Annotated in this window: 12 protein-coding genes; 6 read left to right on the top strand and 6 right to left on the bottom strand. The window is 63.4% G+C overall.

Annotation, left to right across the window (positions count from 1 at the left end; translation table 11 throughout):
* Positions 1-26: 26 nt before the first annotated feature.
* Together DXT59_RS21915 and DXT59_RS21910 are read right to left on the bottom strand one after the other, a co-directional pair.
* Positions 27-911, bottom strand: coding sequence for a polyprenyl synthetase family protein (locus DXT59_RS21915; RefSeq protein WP_116139034.1), 885 nt, complete (start codon positions 909-911; stop codon positions 27-29).
* Positions 908-1,210, bottom strand: a complete 303-nt coding sequence (locus DXT59_RS21910; protein WP_116139032.1) for an exodeoxyribonuclease VII small subunit — start codon at positions 1,208-1,210, stop codon at positions 908-910. Before DXT59_RS21910 ends, DXT59_RS21915 begins: the two co-directional genes overlap by 4 nt.
* Before the next feature lie 279 nt (positions 1,211-1,489).
* Here DXT59_RS21910 and DXT59_RS21905 point away from each other — a divergent pair, with 279 nt between their 5' ends.
* A complete protein-coding gene (locus tag DXT59_RS21905; RefSeq protein WP_116139030.1) occupies positions 1,490-2,596 on the top strand; it encodes an aromatic ring-hydroxylating oxygenase subunit alpha in 1,107 nt (368 codons plus the stop codon).
* Between the two features lie 133 nt (positions 2,597-2,729).
* Positions 2,730-3,602, top strand: coding sequence for a sulfurtransferase (locus DXT59_RS21900; RefSeq protein WP_116139028.1), 873 nt, complete (start codon positions 2,730-2,732; stop codon positions 3,600-3,602).
* An 87-nt stretch (positions 3,603-3,689) separates the two neighbouring features.
* On the opposite strand, the gene DXT59_RS21895 is transcribed toward DXT59_RS21900, so the two are convergent.
* The 3 genes from DXT59_RS21895 to polA form a co-directional block, all read right to left on the bottom strand.
* Positions 3,690-4,241, bottom strand: coding sequence for a hypothetical protein (locus DXT59_RS21895; protein ID WP_162878188.1), 552 nt, complete (start codon positions 4,239-4,241; stop codon positions 3,690-3,692).
* A gap of 122 nt (positions 4,242-4,363) precedes the next feature.
* The gene (locus DXT59_RS21890) at positions 4,364-5,710 is read right to left on the bottom strand and encodes an NAD(P)/FAD-dependent oxidoreductase (protein ID WP_116139024.1); all 1,347 of its coding nucleotides are present in this window, start codon (positions 5,708-5,710) and stop codon (positions 4,364-4,366) included.
* 150 nt (positions 5,711-5,860) lie between these two features.
* Positions 5,861-8,638: a DNA polymerase I gene (gene polA, locus DXT59_RS21885; protein ID WP_116139022.1), complete on the bottom strand. Its 2,778-nt coding sequence runs from the start codon at positions 8,636-8,638 to the stop codon at positions 5,861-5,863.
* Between the two features lies 1 nt (position 8,639).
* On the opposite strand from polA, the gene DXT59_RS21880 reads away from it, so the two are divergent.
* Positions 8,640-9,383, top strand: a complete 744-nt coding sequence (locus DXT59_RS21880; protein ID WP_116139020.1) for an LOG family protein — start codon at positions 8,640-8,642, stop codon at positions 9,381-9,383.
* 63 nt (positions 9,384-9,446) lie between these two features.
* On the opposite strand, the gene DXT59_RS21875 is transcribed toward DXT59_RS21880, so the two are convergent.
* Positions 9,447-10,493 (bottom strand): LacI family DNA-binding transcriptional regulator, encoded by a 1,047-nt coding sequence (locus DXT59_RS21875; RefSeq protein WP_116139018.1) that lies wholly within the window; start codon positions 10,491-10,493, stop codon positions 9,447-9,449.
* A 183-nt stretch (positions 10,494-10,676) separates the two neighbouring features.
* Between DXT59_RS21875 and DXT59_RS21870 the strand changes: the two genes are divergently transcribed.
* The 3 genes from DXT59_RS21870 (at position 10,677) to DXT59_RS21860 (ending at position 15,194) form a co-directional block, all read left to right on the top strand.
* Positions 10,677-11,840: an ABC transporter ATP-binding protein gene (locus tag DXT59_RS21870; protein ID WP_116139101.1), complete on the top strand. Its 1,164-nt coding sequence runs from the start codon at positions 10,677-10,679 to the stop codon at positions 11,838-11,840.
* A gap of 27 nt (positions 11,841-11,867) precedes the next feature.
* Entirely contained in the window at positions 11,868-13,865 is a 1,998-nt protein-coding gene (locus DXT59_RS21865) for a beta-galactosidase (protein ID WP_116139016.1), read from the top strand.
* 72 nt (positions 13,866-13,937) lie between these two features.
* The gene (locus DXT59_RS21860) at positions 13,938-15,194 is read left to right on the top strand and encodes an ABC transporter substrate-binding protein (protein WP_116139014.1); all 1,257 of its coding nucleotides are present in this window, start codon (positions 13,938-13,940) and stop codon (positions 15,192-15,194) included.
* The last annotated feature ends 100 nt before the right edge of the window (positions 15,195-15,294 follow it).

The raw sequence follows: 15,294 nt of genomic DNA, 5'->3' as shown, positions 1-15,294 counted from the left end.
CCAAAGCGCGCCAGCGGGCTTCGCGTTCAACTCACCCGGTTCACCACCAGGTCGGCAAGCTCTGCCAGGCGCCGGGCACGCTCACCGAAAGGCGCGAGCGCATCTTGCGCGTCGCGGCGCAATTGCGCCGCCAATGCACGAGAGGCATCGAGCCCGATAATCGACACGTAGGTCGGCTTGCCGTCCTTCGCGTCCTTGCCCGCCGTCTTGCCGAGCGTTGCGGAATCGGTCGTGACGTCGAGAATGTCGTCGACGACCTGGAATGCGAGCCCCACGGCCGCCGCGTAGGCATCGAGGGCACGCAACACGTCCGCGTCGGGCGCTGTCCCCGCCAGCGCCCCCATGCGAACCGACGCGCGCAGCAAGGCGCCCGTCTTCATCCGATGCATCGTTTCGAGTTGCGTGCGAGTGAGGGTCAACCCCACGCTCGCCAAATCGATCGCTTGGCCGCCGGCCATGCCGAGCGAGCCGCTCGCCACGGCCAGCTCGCGCACGAGCGCGGCTTGCGCGCGCGTGTCCAAAGCCGTTTCGTCGGTCAGCACGATGAATGCCTGCGACTGCAAGGCATCGCCCACGAGCAGCGCCGTCGCTTCGTCGTACTGAACGTGCACCGTCGGCTTGCCGCGGCGCAAGGCGTCGTCGTCCATGCACGGCATGTCGTCGTGCACGAGCGAATAGACGTGAATCATCTCGAGCGCGGCGGAGGCCGCTTCGACGGCTTCGGGCCGGGCGCCCGTCAGCTCGCCGGCGGCGTGCACGAGGAGCGGCCGGACCCGCTTGCCGCCGCCGAGCACCGCGTAGCGCATCGCTTCATGCAGGCGTGCCGGCTCGACGGCCGCAGCCGGCAGATAACGGTCGAGAGCTGCTTCGACGCGCGCGAGCACCGCGCGCATCCAATCTTCAAAAGTCATAGGTCGTCTCCGCTGTCCGCGGGAGCGGTACCGGTGGGCAACGGCTTGAGCGTCTCGCCGTCGAGAACGCGCACCTGCTGCTCCACGTTTTCCAACTGCTGCTGACAAAACGCCACGAGGGCCGCACCGCGCCGGTACGCAGCCAGCGATTCCTCGAGGCTTAGGGCGCCGCTTTCCATTCGGGAAACCAGCTCTTCCAACTCGGCCACCGCTGCTTCATAGTTCTGGGGCAGCGCCGAGTCCCCTGGTTCGCCGCCGGACACGGGCGCGGCCGCGCCTTCGGGTGCTGTCTTCGCCATCGGGATCGGGGTGAAATTAAAAACAAGTCGGACATTCTACGGCAAAAGCGCCGAACCCGAGCCATACGCCAGCTTGCATGTCCCCTCGAACGAGGGGCAAAAAACAACAGTCGCACCTCGCCCCCAGCGCCGAGGATTGCTTCTTGCTCCGGTTTTTTGACCCAAATCATGCACTTAAGCGCCCCAAGCGAGGGGGAAAGGGTATAATCGCCGGTTCCCTAAATCGAATCTTCGATGGTTGGGTTGTTCGCTGCTTTCACGTTTTCATCGGGAGTGGGAATGTCCAATCTGAGCACTGCATTGCAGCTCAAGGCCATTTCGAGCCAGCTGCCGGTCACGGCTTACTTCGACGAAGCGCTCCTGGCGCGAGAAATCGAAACACTTTTCAAGAAGGGTCCTCGTTACGTCGGGCATGAGTTGATGGTGCCCGAAGCGGGGAATTATTTCGCACTGCCAAGCGAAAACGAGGGGCGCGTACTCGTGCGCAACCACCGTTCGCAGGTGGAGCTGCTGTCGAACGTCTGTCGTCACCGGCAGGCGATCATGTTGAACGGGCGCGGCCAGGCCGAAAACATCGTCTGTCCGCTGCACCGCTGGACCTACAACCTCGAAGGCGAGTTGCTCGGCGCACCGCACTTCGCGGATAACCCATGCCTGAACCTCGGCGCAACCAAGCTGCAGAACTGGCACGGGCTGCTGTTCGAAACGCAGGGCCGCGACGTCGCGAAGGATCTGGCCAAGCTCGGCACGCAGCACCATTTCGACTTTTCGAGCTACATGTTCGATCACGTCGAAGTGCACGAGTGCAACTACAACTGGAAGACGTTCATCGAGGTGTACCTCGAGGACTACCACGTCGTGCCGTTCCATCCGGGCCTCGGCAGCTTCGTCAATTGCGACGATCTGACTTGGGAGTTCGGCGAGTGGTACAGCGTCCAGACGGTGGGCGTGCACAATGGTCTAGCCAAGGCCGGCAGCCCGACCTACCGCAAGTGGCACGACGAGGTGCTGCGGATGCGCGACGGGGCTCCGCCCGAGTATGGGGCGATCTGGATGGTCTACTATCCGGGGCTCATGATCGAGTGGTACCCGCACGTGCTCGTCGTCTCGTGGCTGATTCCGCGCGGCCCGCGCAAGACGACGAATATCGTCGAGTTCTACTACCCTGAGGAAATCGCGCTGTTCGAGCGCGAATTCGTCGAAGCCGAGCGCGCCGCCTACATGGAAACGGCGCGCGAGGACGACGAAATCGGCGAACGCATGGACGCGGGCCGTCTCGCACTGCTGGAACGCGGCGAATCGCAAGTCGGCCCGTACCAAAGCCCCATGGAAGACGGGATGCAGCATTTCCACGAATTTTTGCGGCGCGAACTCGGCGAGATCTAACGGCCCGGCGGTTGCACCGCCGAGCTTCGAGACGGGCAAGACGGCAAACATGCCTCTTGCCCGTCTTTTTGTTTAGACTGCAATCATCCGCCGTCCATGCGCGAGCGCGTGCTCGCCAACGAGGAGTCCAATCATGCCGCACACGCACTACACCACGCTGATCTCGGCCGACAATCTGGCCGAACGCCTGTCCGCCGCGCCGGGCAGCGTGCTCCTGTTCGACTGCAGTTTCGATTTGGCCGACCCCTCCGCCGGAGAGCGCGCCTATGCCGCGGGGCATATCGCCGGTGCCCGCTATCTGCACCTCGACCGCGATCTTTCGGGCGCCAAGACCGGCAAAAACGGCCGCCATCCCCTGCCCGAGCGCGACGCGCTCGTCGCCACGCTGGTAGCGCAGGGCCTGAAGCAGCAGCAACAGGTCGTCGCCTACGACGCGCAAGGCGGTGCTTACGCGGCGCGCCTGTGGTGGCTGCTGCGCTGGCTCGGGCACGACTCCGTCGCCGTGCTGGACGGCGGCTTGCAAGCCTGGCAGGCCGCCGGTCAGCGGCTCGAGACGGCCATGCCGCCCGCCGCGACGCCGGGCGAGTTCAAAGCCGCCGCCCCCCTTGCCGTGACCGTCGATGCGCAGCATCTGCTCGCGAACATAAAGGGCGGGGAGCAGATCGTCGTCGATGCGCGCTCCCCCGACCGCTATCGCGGCGAGAACGAGACGATCGATCCTGTCGCGGGTCATATCCCCGGCGCGCTCAATCGCTTCTTCAAAGACAACTTGACGGCCGACGGCCGCTTCAAGTCGGCGCATACGTTGCGTGACGAGTTCAGTGCGATCATCGGACAGAAGCAACCGGAACACGTGGTACTCCAATGCGGCTCGGGCGTGACCGCCTGCCACAATGCGCTCGCCATGGAAGTGGCCGGCTTGCACGGCCCCGCGCTCTACGCGGGCTCATGGAGCGAGTGGTGCGCCGATCCGTCGCGGCCGGTCGCCACGGGACCGAATCCGTAACAGCGCCATCGATCGCGCGCGCGGACGGGCTCCGGCCGTCCGCGCGGCGTCACGCCATGTGCTTCGCATACCGCCGCTCGATACGGCCTACCCTCCGGGTGTGTCTTTCAAGAACAGTACCGCTCCCGAGGTGTTTTTCGCCACCGACGATTGGGAGCCGAACACACCGTTTTTGATCCTGTCGCCCGGTGCGCTCAAATCGATGATCCGCACGGCCGCGCCGGCCGGCAGATTGCATTGCCATCGGCCGAGCGCTTTGACGGTAATGAAATTGCCCGTAAAGGCCGATGCGCTTCCATAGTGGAGTGCGACGGTCGGAAAACTATGATCGCTCAGCGACGTGCGAACGGTGACGAGATCCGCCTCCGAGCGCTGAAGCAAGCGCCGCGGCAGCCTGGTCGTCGTGGAGGTCTCTCCGTCGAGCTCATGCAAGAACTCCGGCTGACCGGCAAGCTTCAGCCATTTGACGGCAACCCGCGTCCCCCTGAGCGCCCATCTCGACCAAGCAGCGCCAAGCGGTATCAGGGTAGTCGGGCGACTCGGGTCGCGAGAGGTGCTGGTGCAGTAGCCCAACGCGTTATTGCCCGTTTCGCCGTCGAGAAACGAGACCATATGGGTAGCAAGGGCAGGATGGCTCATGGCATTGGCGTAATCGGGCGGCCGCCGCTCGGCGGGCACCCGACTTCAACTAAAACCACAGAGCCTATTCGGTCGGCGCTCCCCGGTCGAACCGATAAGCATCGATTCGGACCGAAAGAAGCCTAATGCAGCTTGACGCGAGGCAGCGTCGTGCGCCGCAGCCAATGCGCGACCGTATCGAGCATCATTCGCGGATAGCCATGGAGCGCCGCGATATGCAGCCGATACAGCGACATATACATAAAGCGAGCGAACAAGCCCTCGATGAGCATACTTCCGCCGATCAGGCCGCCCATGAGGTTGCCCACCGCGCTGAAGTGGCCGAGCGAGACGAGCGAGCCGAAATCGCGGTACGTAAACTCGGGCAACGGCTTGCCTTCGAGCCGCCTCGATAACGCCTTCAACAGGAAGCTTGCCTGCTGATGCGCCGCTTGGGCCCGCGGCGGCACGTTGCGTTCGTTGCCCGGCCACGGGCAGGCGGCGCAGTCGCCGAGCGCGAAGATATCGTCATCGTTCTCCGTCTGCAGCGTACGGCGCACGCTCAACTGCCCGAGGCGGTTGACGGTCAACCCGTCCAATTGGCTCAAGACGGGCGGCGCCTTGATACCGGCCGCCCATACCGTCAGATCGGCGCGCACGATCTTCCCGCTCGCGGTGCGCACGATGCCCGGCGCGACCTCGGCCACCGTCTCTCCGATCATGAGCTTCACGCCGAGCTTGCGCAGCAGCTCCGCCGTCGCGCTCGATACGCGCTCTTGCAGCGCCGGCAGAATGCGCGGACCTGCTTCGATAAGAACGATGCCGACGTCGTGGCGGGGATCGAGCTTATGCAAACCGTAGGCCGAGAGCACCTGCGCCGTATTGCGCAATTCGGCCGACAGCTCGACCCCCGTCGCACCGCCGCCGACGATCGCCACTTGGATGCGCGGCTCGCTTTCCGGCGACGTGCCCGGCCCCGATTCGACCGTCTCGTGCGGCTGATGCTCGGCTCGCATGCATGCTGCGATAAGCCGCTTGCGGAATCGATCCGCCTGGGCGACCGTATCGAGTGCGATCGAATGTTCGGCCGCCCCATTCACGCCGAAGAAATGCGTGGTGCTGCCGATCGCGATGACGAGTGTGTCGTACGGGAGTTCGCGCCGCGGCAGTATCTCGGCGCCGTCGGCGTCGATGACCGGGGCGATCGTGATGCGTTTGGCCGCGCGATCGAGCCCGGTCAGTTCGCCTTGTTGAAACTCGAAGCCGTGCCAGCGCGCCTGCGCCGGATATTCGAGCTCCTGCGTGAACGGATCGAGACTGCCCGCCGCCACTTCATGCAGCAAGGGCTTCCAGATATGAGTCGGATACCGATCGACGAGCGTCACGAGCGCGCGCGGCGGCTCTCCCCGCCGCGCGCCGTAGCGATCGCCTAGGCGGGTCGCCAATTCGAGCCCGCCCGCCCCTCCTCCCACGACGATAAATCGATGCATGCCGATACTCCCTATGCCGTTGATAATTCGGTTCGGTCACCCGCTCGTCGGGAGCGGCCTCGGTCATTGTCCGCGAAGCGGCGCTCACGCACGCTTGCCCGGGCTGACTGGAGCCATACGGGCACGCCCATGTGCGCCGGGATCAGCGCATCAATGCGCTTCCTCCCAATTCGCGCCCGCGCCGACTTCCGCCACGAGAGGCACCTTCAGGGCCGCCACGCCGCACATCAATTGCGGCAGTTTCTCGCGTACGACGGACAGTTCGTCGTCGGGGACTTCGAGCACGAGTTCGTCGTGCACCTGCATGACCATGCGGCTTTTGGCATGCTCGCGTTCGAGCCATGCCTGCACCGCAATCATCGACATCTTGATGAGATCGGCGGCTGTGCCTTGCATCGGCGCATTGATCGCCGCGCGTTCGGCTGCTTGCCGGCGCGGGCCGTTGCCGCCGTTGATCTCGGGCAGCCACAGCCGGCGCCCGAAGACCGTTTCGACATAACCTTTGATCTTCGCGTTCCCGCGCGTTTCGTCCATGTAGCGCGCCACGCCAGGATAACGCGCGAAATACCGGTCGATATAGAGCTTGGCCGCATCGCGCGTGATACCGAGGTTCGAAGCGAGCCCGAACGAACTCATCCCGTAGATCAACCCGAAGTTGATCACCTTGGCGATGCGGCGCTGATCGCTCGTCACTTCGAGCGGCGTCACGCCGAAGACCTCCGCCGCCGTGGCGCGGTGAATGTCTTCCCCCTGAGCGAACGCGCGCAACAGCGATTCGTCGCCCGAGATATGCGCCATGATGCGCAACTCGATTTGCGAGTAATCGGCCGACACGATCTTGCTGCCCTCGGGCGCGATGAATGCTTCCCGGATCCTGCGGCCCTCTGCCGTACGCACGGGGATATTTTGCAGATTCGGATCGTTCGATGCCAGCCGTCCCGTGACCGCGACCGCCTGCGCATAGTTCGTATGCACTCGCCCCGTCTTCGGGTTGACCATGCGCGGCAGCTTATCGGTATAAGTGGACTTCAGTTTCGACAAGCCGCGATGCTCGAGCAGCAGCTTCGGCAGCGGATAGTCCTCGGCAAGCTTTTGGAGCACCTCTTCGTCGGTCGAAGGCGCGCCGCTCGGCGTTTTCTTGACGACGGGCAACTGCAGCCGCTCGAAAAAGATCTGCCCGATTTGCTTGGGCGAACCCAAATTGAACTCACCGCCCGCGAGCGCATAAGCCTCGCCTTCTAGTTCGATGAGGCGAGCCGCGATCTCGCTGCTTTGACGGCGCAGCCGCTCGCTGTCGATCAGCACGCCGTTACGCTCCATCTTGCGCAATACGCGCGCCGTCGGCAACTCGATGTCGCGATATACGTGCAGCAAACCCGCCTCGTGCTCGATTTGCGGAAAGAGCGCCTGGTGCAGTTGGAACGTGACGTCGGCATCTTCGGCCGCATACTCGGCGGCTTTATCGAGCGGCACCTCGTCGAAACCGATTTGCTGCGCGCCCTTGCCGGCCACGTCCTCGTACTTGATCGTCTTGACGCCGAGATGGCGCGAAGCAAGGCTGTCCATGTCGTGCGGACGATGCGATTCGAGCACGTACGACTCGAGCAACGTATCGTGTTCGACACCGTTCAGTTCGATACCGTGGTTGGCGAGCACCTGCTCGTCGTACTTCAAATGCTGGCCCACTTTTTTCTTGTCCTGGCTTTCGAGCCAAGGCTTGAGTTTGGCCAGCACCTCGTCGCGCGGCAACTGCACGGGCGCATCGGGTCCGCGATGCGCAACCGGGATATAGGCCGCGCACCCCGCGCCGACCGAGATGGAAATCCCGACGATCTCGGCCTGCATCGGGTCGAGCGAGGTCGTTTCCGTATCGAAGGAGGTCAATGCGGCCGCATCGATCTTGGCGAGCCAAGCGTCGAAATGCTCCCACGTTTGCACCGTTTCATAGCAGCGCTCAGGGGCGATCCTCGGCGCGGGCTCGGCAGCCAGTACGCCCGAGGGCTCGGTTTCGCCCGCTTGGGCTTGGGCATCTTGCGCCCCCTCGATCAACGCTTCGACCTCGCGCAGCCAAGTCTTGAACCCGTGCCGCATGAACAAATCGCGCAACTCGAGCGGCGATTCGGGACGGGATGGCAACGTTTCCTCGATCGAGGCGACGTGCTCGGTCAGATCGCATTCGCGCTCGACCGTCACGAGCTTTTTCGCGAGCGGCAGGAAATCGAGCGCCCGGCGCAGGTTCTCGCCGACCACGCCCTTGATCTCGCTCGCGTGCGCCACGACGCCATCGAGCGTTTCATACTGCGCGAGCCACTTGACCGCCGTCTTCGGACCGCATTTTTCGACGCCGGGGACGTTATCGACGGTGTCGCCGATCAGCGAAAGGTAGTCGACGATGCGTTCGGGCGGCACGCCGAACTTCGCGATGACGCCGTCGCGGTCGAGCGTTTCGTTCGTCATCGTATTGACGAGCTTGACGTGCGCGCTCACGAGCTGCGCCAAGTCCTTATCGCCCGTGGAGACGATGACGTTCATCCCCTCGCGTTCGGCCGCGGCGGCGAGCGTACCGATAACGTCGTCGGCCTCGACGCCGTCCACCATCAGCAGCGGCCAGCCCAGCGCCCGCACGGCGAAATGGATCGGCTCGATCTGCTTGGACAAGTCCTCCGGCATCGACGGACGATGCGCCTTGTACTCGGGATACCAGTCGTCACGGAACGTCTTGCCCTTTGCGTCGAAGACGCACGCGCTATACTCTGCCGTGACTTCCTTGCGCATGCGACGCAACATATTGATGAAGCCGTAGATGGCTCCCGTCGGCTCGCCGTCGGGGCCGCGCAAGTCAGGCATCGCATGGTAGGCCCGATAGAGATAACTTGATCCGTCGACCAAAACGAGGGTCTTACCTTCCAGGTTCCGTTCTGCAGGCATTATGAACAAGAGAAAAGTGATTCCGAGTCTGCGATCGCTCGCAGATCAAGAACGCGCGACAGCCAAAAAGGCCCGCGCGTCATGGCAGATGTTCACGATTATGGCAGAGTTCATCGAGGCGACCGAGTACCTCTCGGAGATTCGCCCGGCCGTGAGCATTTACGGTTCGGCCCGCCTCAAACCGAGCTCACCTTATTACAAGCTGGCGACCCAAATCGCCCGCAAGCTTTCGGATGCGGGCTTCGCCGTCATCTCGGGCGGCGGCCCGGGCATCATGGAAGCCGCGAACAAGGGCGCCCATGCAGGCAAGGCGCCGTCGGTGGGCTTGAACATCGAGTTGCCGCATGAGCAATCGGGCAACCAGTGGCAAGACATCTCGCTGCGTTTCCGGCACTTCTTCACGCGCAAGGTCACGTTCGTCAAGAACTCCGATGCCGTGATCGTCATGCCGGGCGGCTTCGGCACGCTCGATGAGCTGGCCGAAGTGCTGACGCTGATCCAAACGAAGAAGTCGCGCCACGTACCGATCATATTGGTGGGCGCCGAGTTCTGGAAAGGGCTCTTGCAGTGGTTCGAGACCGCCCTGCTGCCGATGGGACTCATCAATCCCGAAGACATGAAGCTCATGCAGGTGATCGACGATCCGGCCCAAGTGCTGGAGGCCGTCCTCGCGTTCTACGAAGATCGCGGAGAAGCCGAGCCGCATGCGACGAAGTCGGACGAGGATCGGATGTTCTATCTTTGAACGCGCTTGCGCGAACGCGCGATGAGCGCGTTCGTTATCGCCGACCGCGTTCGGTTAGGACTGCTAAAGGCTTCCTTCGCGTACCTGGCCCGTCGACGCACGGACGATGAGATGGGGCGCCGAGGTCACGCAAACGCGTGCCTCGCGTTCACCGGCCGCTTGCGGCCGCGCAGCCGGCGCTTCGATCAACTCCAACAGCAAGGCCACCGCCAGCTCGGCCGCTTCGACCGTCGGCACCGCCACAGTCGTCAACGCGGGCCGCGATTCACGCGCCAGTTGAATGTCGGTAATCCCGACGACGGAAAGATCGCCCGGCACGGCAAGCCCTAAATCGGCCGCCGCCTGCATCGCGCCGAGCGCGGGCAAATCGTTCGTGGTAAAGAGCGCCGTCAGATCCGGATGGGCCTTCAATAATTCGAGCGCCGCGGCATAACCACCCTGCGTTGTATCGGGCGTGTACAGCACCGGAGCGGCAGCCGCGTCGAGCCCGGCCGCGCCGATCGCATCGACGAAACCGTCGTAACGCGCCGCATGAATCCCATACACTTTGCTGCCGACGATCGCGCCGATGCGCCGATGCCCGAGTTCGAGCAGATGCTTCGCCGCCAGTTCCCCCGCCGATCGAAAGTCCACCGCCACGCATGGCAGCCCAGGCGGATCGAGCGGCCGCTCCCACATACACAAAACGACAGGCGCGCCGCGCAATTCGGTCATCCGCAGATCCTCGAAATCGAGGTTCGCATTCATGACCAAGACACCTTCGGACAACGTCCCCGCGATTTGATCGAGGTAGGCACGGCCCGTCTGCGGATCGCCGGCCGTGTTGCAAATAATGAGGAATTGCCCCCTGCGCCGAAGCGCGTTCTCCACCGCTAGCGCGAACTCGGGATAGAACGGGTTCGCAATGCTCGACACCATCAATGCGATCGTCGGCGCGCGGCCCTCGGCTAACGCACGCGCGGGCAAATGCGGCCGATAGCCGAGCGCGGCAATCGCTTCGAGCACGCGCTGTCGCGTCGCCTCGCCGACACGGCCCTTACCGCGCAGCACGTTCGAAACCGTGGCGGGCGTCACACCCGCCGCGGCGGCTACTTCGTTCAGCGTCGGCATCGGTTTCTCAATAAATGGGATGGTTATTCAACATTTGCATGATCGCGCCGGGCGCGGCACCATGCACTCATCGCTCACGAAAAGTTGAGCCTGCCGCGCCCCGGTCGCCCCGCGACCGCTTTTTACGGCGCGCTGATTAAGCGCTTAATCATCAAGCGCAGATTAAAACACGGAGACGGCACGATGGCGAGCATTTCGTTGCGCGGTGTGCAAAAGGCCTATGGCGACGGCGCCCTGGTGATTCGGGACGTCGATCTCGAAATCGGCAAGAATGAGTTCTGCGTCTTCCTAGGCCCCTCGGGTTGCGGCAAATCCACCTTGCTGCGCATGATCGCGGGCCTGGAAGACGTGACCGAGGGCGAGGTCTCGATCGCCGGCAAGCGGGTGAACGACGTGCCGGCCGCGCAACGCGGCGTGGCCATGGTGTTTCAGAGCTACGCGCTCTTTCCGCACATGACCGTCTACGAGAACATGGCGTTCGGCCTGAAACTCGCGAAGACGCCCAAGGCCGACATCGACCGGAAAGTGCGCGACGCGGCTCGCATCCTTCAACTCGACGCGCTGCTCGACCGGCACCCCAAAGCGCTATCGGGCGGGCAACGACAGCGCGTCGCGATCGGCCGTGCGATCGTGCGCGAACCCGGCGTCTTCCTGTTCGACGAACCGCTCTCGAACCTCGACGCCACGTTGCGCGGTCAGACCCGCATTGAAATCGCGCGGCTGCATCGGCAGTTCGCCGACGCGAGCGTCGTCTATGTCACGCACGATCAGATCGAAGCCATGACGCTCGCCGACAAGATCGTCTTGCTGCATGCCGGCAACGACACCGAGCGCTTCGGCAGCATCGCCCAAGTGGGCGCGCCGCTCGACCTCTATCACCGGCCGAAGAGCAAATTCGTTGCCGGCTTCATCGGCTCGCCGCGCATGAACTTTCTTCCGGCCAAGGTCGCGTCGGTCGACCCGAACGGCGTGGCCGTCGTTCTGGACGGCAGCGGCGAATCGGTGAGGCTGCCGTTGCGGGCGCAGGGCCTCGCGCCCGGCGCGCCCGTCACGTTCGGCGTGCGTCCCGAGCATCTCGAACCCGTGCAGGGCGATGCGCCCGCCTCGAACGAAGACGAGGCGGTCACGCTCACGCGCCCGATCGCGCTGATCGAAGCGCTCGGCGAACACAGCTATGTCCATCTCGACCAACCGGGCGGCGCCGTGCTGATCGCGAAGGCCCCCGGCGATGCACGCCTGCGGCGCGGCGATACCGTGCGCTTTCGCGCACCGGCCCATGCTTGCCATCTATTCGCTGAAGACGGGTTCGCACTCGCGCCGCTCAGCACCGCCCGCGAACACGCTTAAAACCGACACCGACAAGAGGACCATGCAATGCGTCTAGGAGTCTGCTATTACCCCGAGCACTGGCCCGAGGCCATGTGGCGCGACGATGCAAAGCGGATGCGACAGCTCGGCATCAAGCAGGTACGTATCGCCGAATTTGCTTGGAGCCGCATCGAACCCTCGCCCGGCGAATTCGACTGGGGCTGGCTCGATCGCGCCATCGACACGCTCGCAGCGGAAGGCCTCGAGGTCGTCATGTGCACGCCGACGGCCACGCCGCCGAAGTGGCTCATCGACCGTCACCCCGACATTCTGCCGGTCGGCGCCGACGGGCGCGTTCGCGGCTTCGGATCGCGCCGGCACTACGACTTCTCGTCGCCCGCCTACTTCGAAGCGTCGAAGGCGATTTGCGACGCCATTGCGTCGCGTTACGGCAAGCATCCCGCCGTCGCGTACTGGCAGACCGATAACGAGTATGGTTGCCACCAAACCGTCGTCAGTTATTCGCGCGCCGCGCTCGAACGTTTTCGCGCATGGCTGAAGGCGCGCTACGGCAACATCGACGCGTTGAACCGCGCATGGGGCACCGTGTTTTGGAGTATGGAGTATCGCAGCTTCGAGGAAATCGACGCGCCGGTCGGCACCGTCACCGAGGCGCACCCATCGCATCGTCTCGACTATCGGCGTTTCGCCTCCGACGAAGTCGCGCGGTACAACCGCATGCAGGTGGAGATCATTCGCCGGCACTCGCCGGGACGCCCGGTTGCGCACAACTTCATGCAACTGTTCACCGAGTTCGATCACTACCAGGTGGCCGACGATCTCGACGTGGCCGCTTGGGACAGCTATCCGCTCGGCGCGCTCGAGGAGCAGTGGTACGAGCCCGAAGTGAAAGCAAAGTATTTACGCACGGGCCATCCCGATTTCGCGTCGTTCAATCACGACCTTTATCGCGGCATGTCCAAGCTGCCTTTCTGGGTCATGGAGCAGCAGCCCGGCCCCGTCAACTGGGCCAAATGGAATCCCGCTCCGTTGCCCGGGATGGTTCGGCTTTGGAGCTGGGAAGCGTTCGCTCACGGCGCGGGCTGTGTGTCGTATTTCCGTTGGCGCCAAGCGCCGTTCGCGCAAGAGCAAATGCACGCGGGATTGAATACGCCCGACAACCGGCTCGATATCGGCGGCAGCGAAGCCGAACGCGTCGCGCAAGAGCTGAGCGCGTTGTCCGGCCATGTCGATGCCGATGTCGAAGGCAAAGTACCCGCGCGCGTGGCACTGATCTTCGACTACGAAGCCAAATGGCTTTTCGAAGTGCATCCGCAAGGCATCGACTTTCACTATCCGCGGTTCGCGGTCGAATATTATTCGGCACTGCGCACGCTCGGATTCGACGTCGATATCGTCTCCCCGCACGCGCCGCTCGACGGCTACAAGCTGATCGTCATTCCGCCGTTGCCGGTCGTATCCGACGAGCTCGCCCAACGCCTGAAGGACACCCTCGCGCACGTGATCATCGGGCCGCGTACCGGATCGAAGACGGCCGAGCTGCAGATCCCGTCCAACTTGCCGCCGGGTCCTCTCGCGTCTGTCATGCCCGTGCGCGTTTGGCGCGTCGAATCGATGCGGCCGAACGTCAATCCGCGCGTCGCGTTCAGCGGCAACCTCCCGCAAGGGCATGCGCGGCATTGGCGCGACTTGATCGACGTCGACCTAGGAAAGGAAAGCCGCGAATCGATCGAAATCCGCGCGGCATTCAACGACGGCCATTCTGCCTACGTGAAATACGGTGCGATGCATTATCTGGCGAGCCTATTCGACGAGGCCTCCACGCAAGCGCTGTTCGCCCGCATCGCGCGCGAAGCCGGGCTCGAACCGGAACCGCTCGGCGATATGGTGCGCGTGAGCAGGCGCGGAGGCGTCACGTGGGTGTTCAACTACGGCGCGCAACCTCATACGCTGCCGAGCGGCATACCGGCCGACGCCTTCCTCGTCGGCTCGCACGAAATCGAGCCGCAAGGCGTGGCCGCTTATCGAACGCGGGCGCGTTGAACGTACGAGGTCGAACGCCCCATACCGGTTCCGATGCAACACCGACAACGACGTAATACATAGGAGACAGGCATGACGTACAAACCCCGCACCACGCTCGCCGCCGTCGCGCTCGCGTCGGCCCTCGCGATCGGCGCGCTTGCAAGCAGCACGGCACGCGCCGCGACGCTCGACATCAACATCGCCTTCAAGGGAGCAAGCCAGCGCGCAGTCTGGACCCAGGTGGTGGATGAATTCAGGAAAACCCACCCCGGCACCGACGTGAAGGTCGCGTTTATCGACGAGGAAGCGTACAAGGTTCAGTTGCCCGGCTGGTTGACCACGGCGCCGCCCGACATCGTGAACTGGCATGACGGAGAACGCATGGCGTATTACGCCAAGCGCGGTTTGTTCGAAGACCTGTCCGCCGATTGGACGAAGAATGGCTGGGACAACACCTATGCGTCCACGAAGGAAGCATCGTCCTATAACGGCAAGCAATACGCCGCGCCCACCGTCTACTACTCGTGGGGCATGTTCTATCGGAAGGATCTGTTTCAGAAAGTCGGGATCGCCGGCGAACCGAAAAGTTGGAACGAGTTCCTCGACGATTGCAAGAAACTGAAGTCCGCGGGCATCACGCCGATCGCCGTAGCCGGACGCGATGCTTGGACGCTGGCGGGCTGGTTCGATTATCTGGACCTGCGTCTGAATGGCAACGCCTTTCATCAGAAGTTGATGGCGGGCGAAGTTCCGTACACCGATGCCCGCGTGAAAAAGGTCTACACGACTTGGAAACAGTTGCTCGATGCGGGCTACTTCATCGAGAACTCGCTTTCGTACGATCTCGATGCCGCCCAGCCTTTCCTCTTCCAAGGCAAGGCCGCGATGATGCTGATGGGCACGTTCATCACCGGCGGTTTTACGCCGGCCGTGAAATCGCAAATGGGTTACTTCCAATTCCCGATCATCGATACCAACGTACCGACGGCCGAAGACGGTCCGGTCGAAACGCTCAACATTCCCGCGAAGGCTAAAAACAAGGCCGATGCGCGCGCGTTCCTCGCGTTCGCCGAGACGCCCAAAATCGGCGCGCAACTCGCGGTGGGACTCGGTTCGTTGTCGGCGAACAGCCAATCGCCCGAGCCCGACGATCCCATTTCGAAAATCGGTTTTCAGATCCTTTCGAACACGAAGGGCGGCATCGCTCAGTTCTACGATCGCGACATGACGAAGGAAATGGCCGATGAAGGGATGAAAGGCATGCAGCAGTTCGTGTCCGATCCGACGCAGCTCGATTCGATACTGGCCCATCTGGAGCAGGCTCGGCAGCGGATCTATAAGAAGTAAGCAATGCGCTCGCGCGCGGCGAAGCCGATCGGGCAACCCGCGCGCGGCGCGCGCGTTCGTTTAGGAGGTTGACGTGTCTCAGTTCATCACTCAGCGAGCC

The sequence above is a fragment of the Trinickia diaoshuihuensis genome (assembly GCF_003390925.1).
Taxonomy (GTDB): Bacteria; Pseudomonadota; Gammaproteobacteria; order Burkholderiales; family Burkholderiaceae; genus Trinickia; species Trinickia diaoshuihuensis.
Note: the sequence above shows the minus strand (reverse complement) of the source record. Positions and strands in the feature narration are given on the sequence as shown.

What these genes read in the sequence shown, in the direction of transcription:
- DXT59_RS21915 (WP_116139034.1), bottom strand. Translation starts at nt 911, where the DNA reads ATGACTTTTGAAGATTGGATGCGCGCGGTGCTCGCGCGCGTCGAAGCA.
- DXT59_RS21910 (WP_116139032.1), bottom strand. Translation starts at nt 1,210, where the DNA reads ATGGCGAAGACAGCACCCGAAGGCGCGGCCGCGCCCGTGTCCGGCGGC.
- DXT59_RS21905 (WP_116139030.1), top strand. Translation starts at nt 1,490, where the DNA reads ATGTCCAATCTGAGCACTGCATTGCAGCTCAAGGCCATTTCGAGCCAG.
- DXT59_RS21900 (WP_116139028.1), top strand. Translation starts at nt 2,730, where the DNA reads ATGCCGCACACGCACTACACCACGCTGATCTCGGCCGACAATCTGGCC.
- DXT59_RS21895 (WP_162878188.1), bottom strand. Translation starts at nt 4,241, where the DNA reads ATGAGCCATCCTGCCCTTGCTACCCATATGGTCTCGTTTCTCGACGGC.
- DXT59_RS21890 (WP_116139024.1), bottom strand. Translation starts at nt 5,710, where the DNA reads ATGCATCGATTTATCGTCGTGGGAGGAGGGGCGGGCGGGCTCGAATTG.
- polA (WP_116139022.1), bottom strand. Translation starts at nt 8,638, where the DNA reads ATGCCTGCAGAACGGAACCTGGAAGGTAAGACCCTCGTTTTGGTCGAC.
- DXT59_RS21880 (WP_116139020.1), top strand. Translation starts at nt 8,640, where the DNA reads ATGAACAAGAGAAAAGTGATTCCGAGTCTGCGATCGCTCGCAGATCAA.
- DXT59_RS21875 (WP_116139018.1), bottom strand. Translation starts at nt 10,493, where the DNA reads ATGCCGACGCTGAACGAAGTAGCCGCCGCGGCGGGTGTGACGCCCGCC.
- DXT59_RS21870 (WP_116139101.1), top strand. Translation starts at nt 10,677, where the DNA reads ATGGCGAGCATTTCGTTGCGCGGTGTGCAAAAGGCCTATGGCGACGGC.
- DXT59_RS21865 (WP_116139016.1), top strand. Translation starts at nt 11,868, where the DNA reads ATGCGTCTAGGAGTCTGCTATTACCCCGAGCACTGGCCCGAGGCCATG.
- DXT59_RS21860 (WP_116139014.1), top strand. Translation starts at nt 13,938, where the DNA reads ATGACGTACAAACCCCGCACCACGCTCGCCGCCGTCGCGCTCGCGTCG.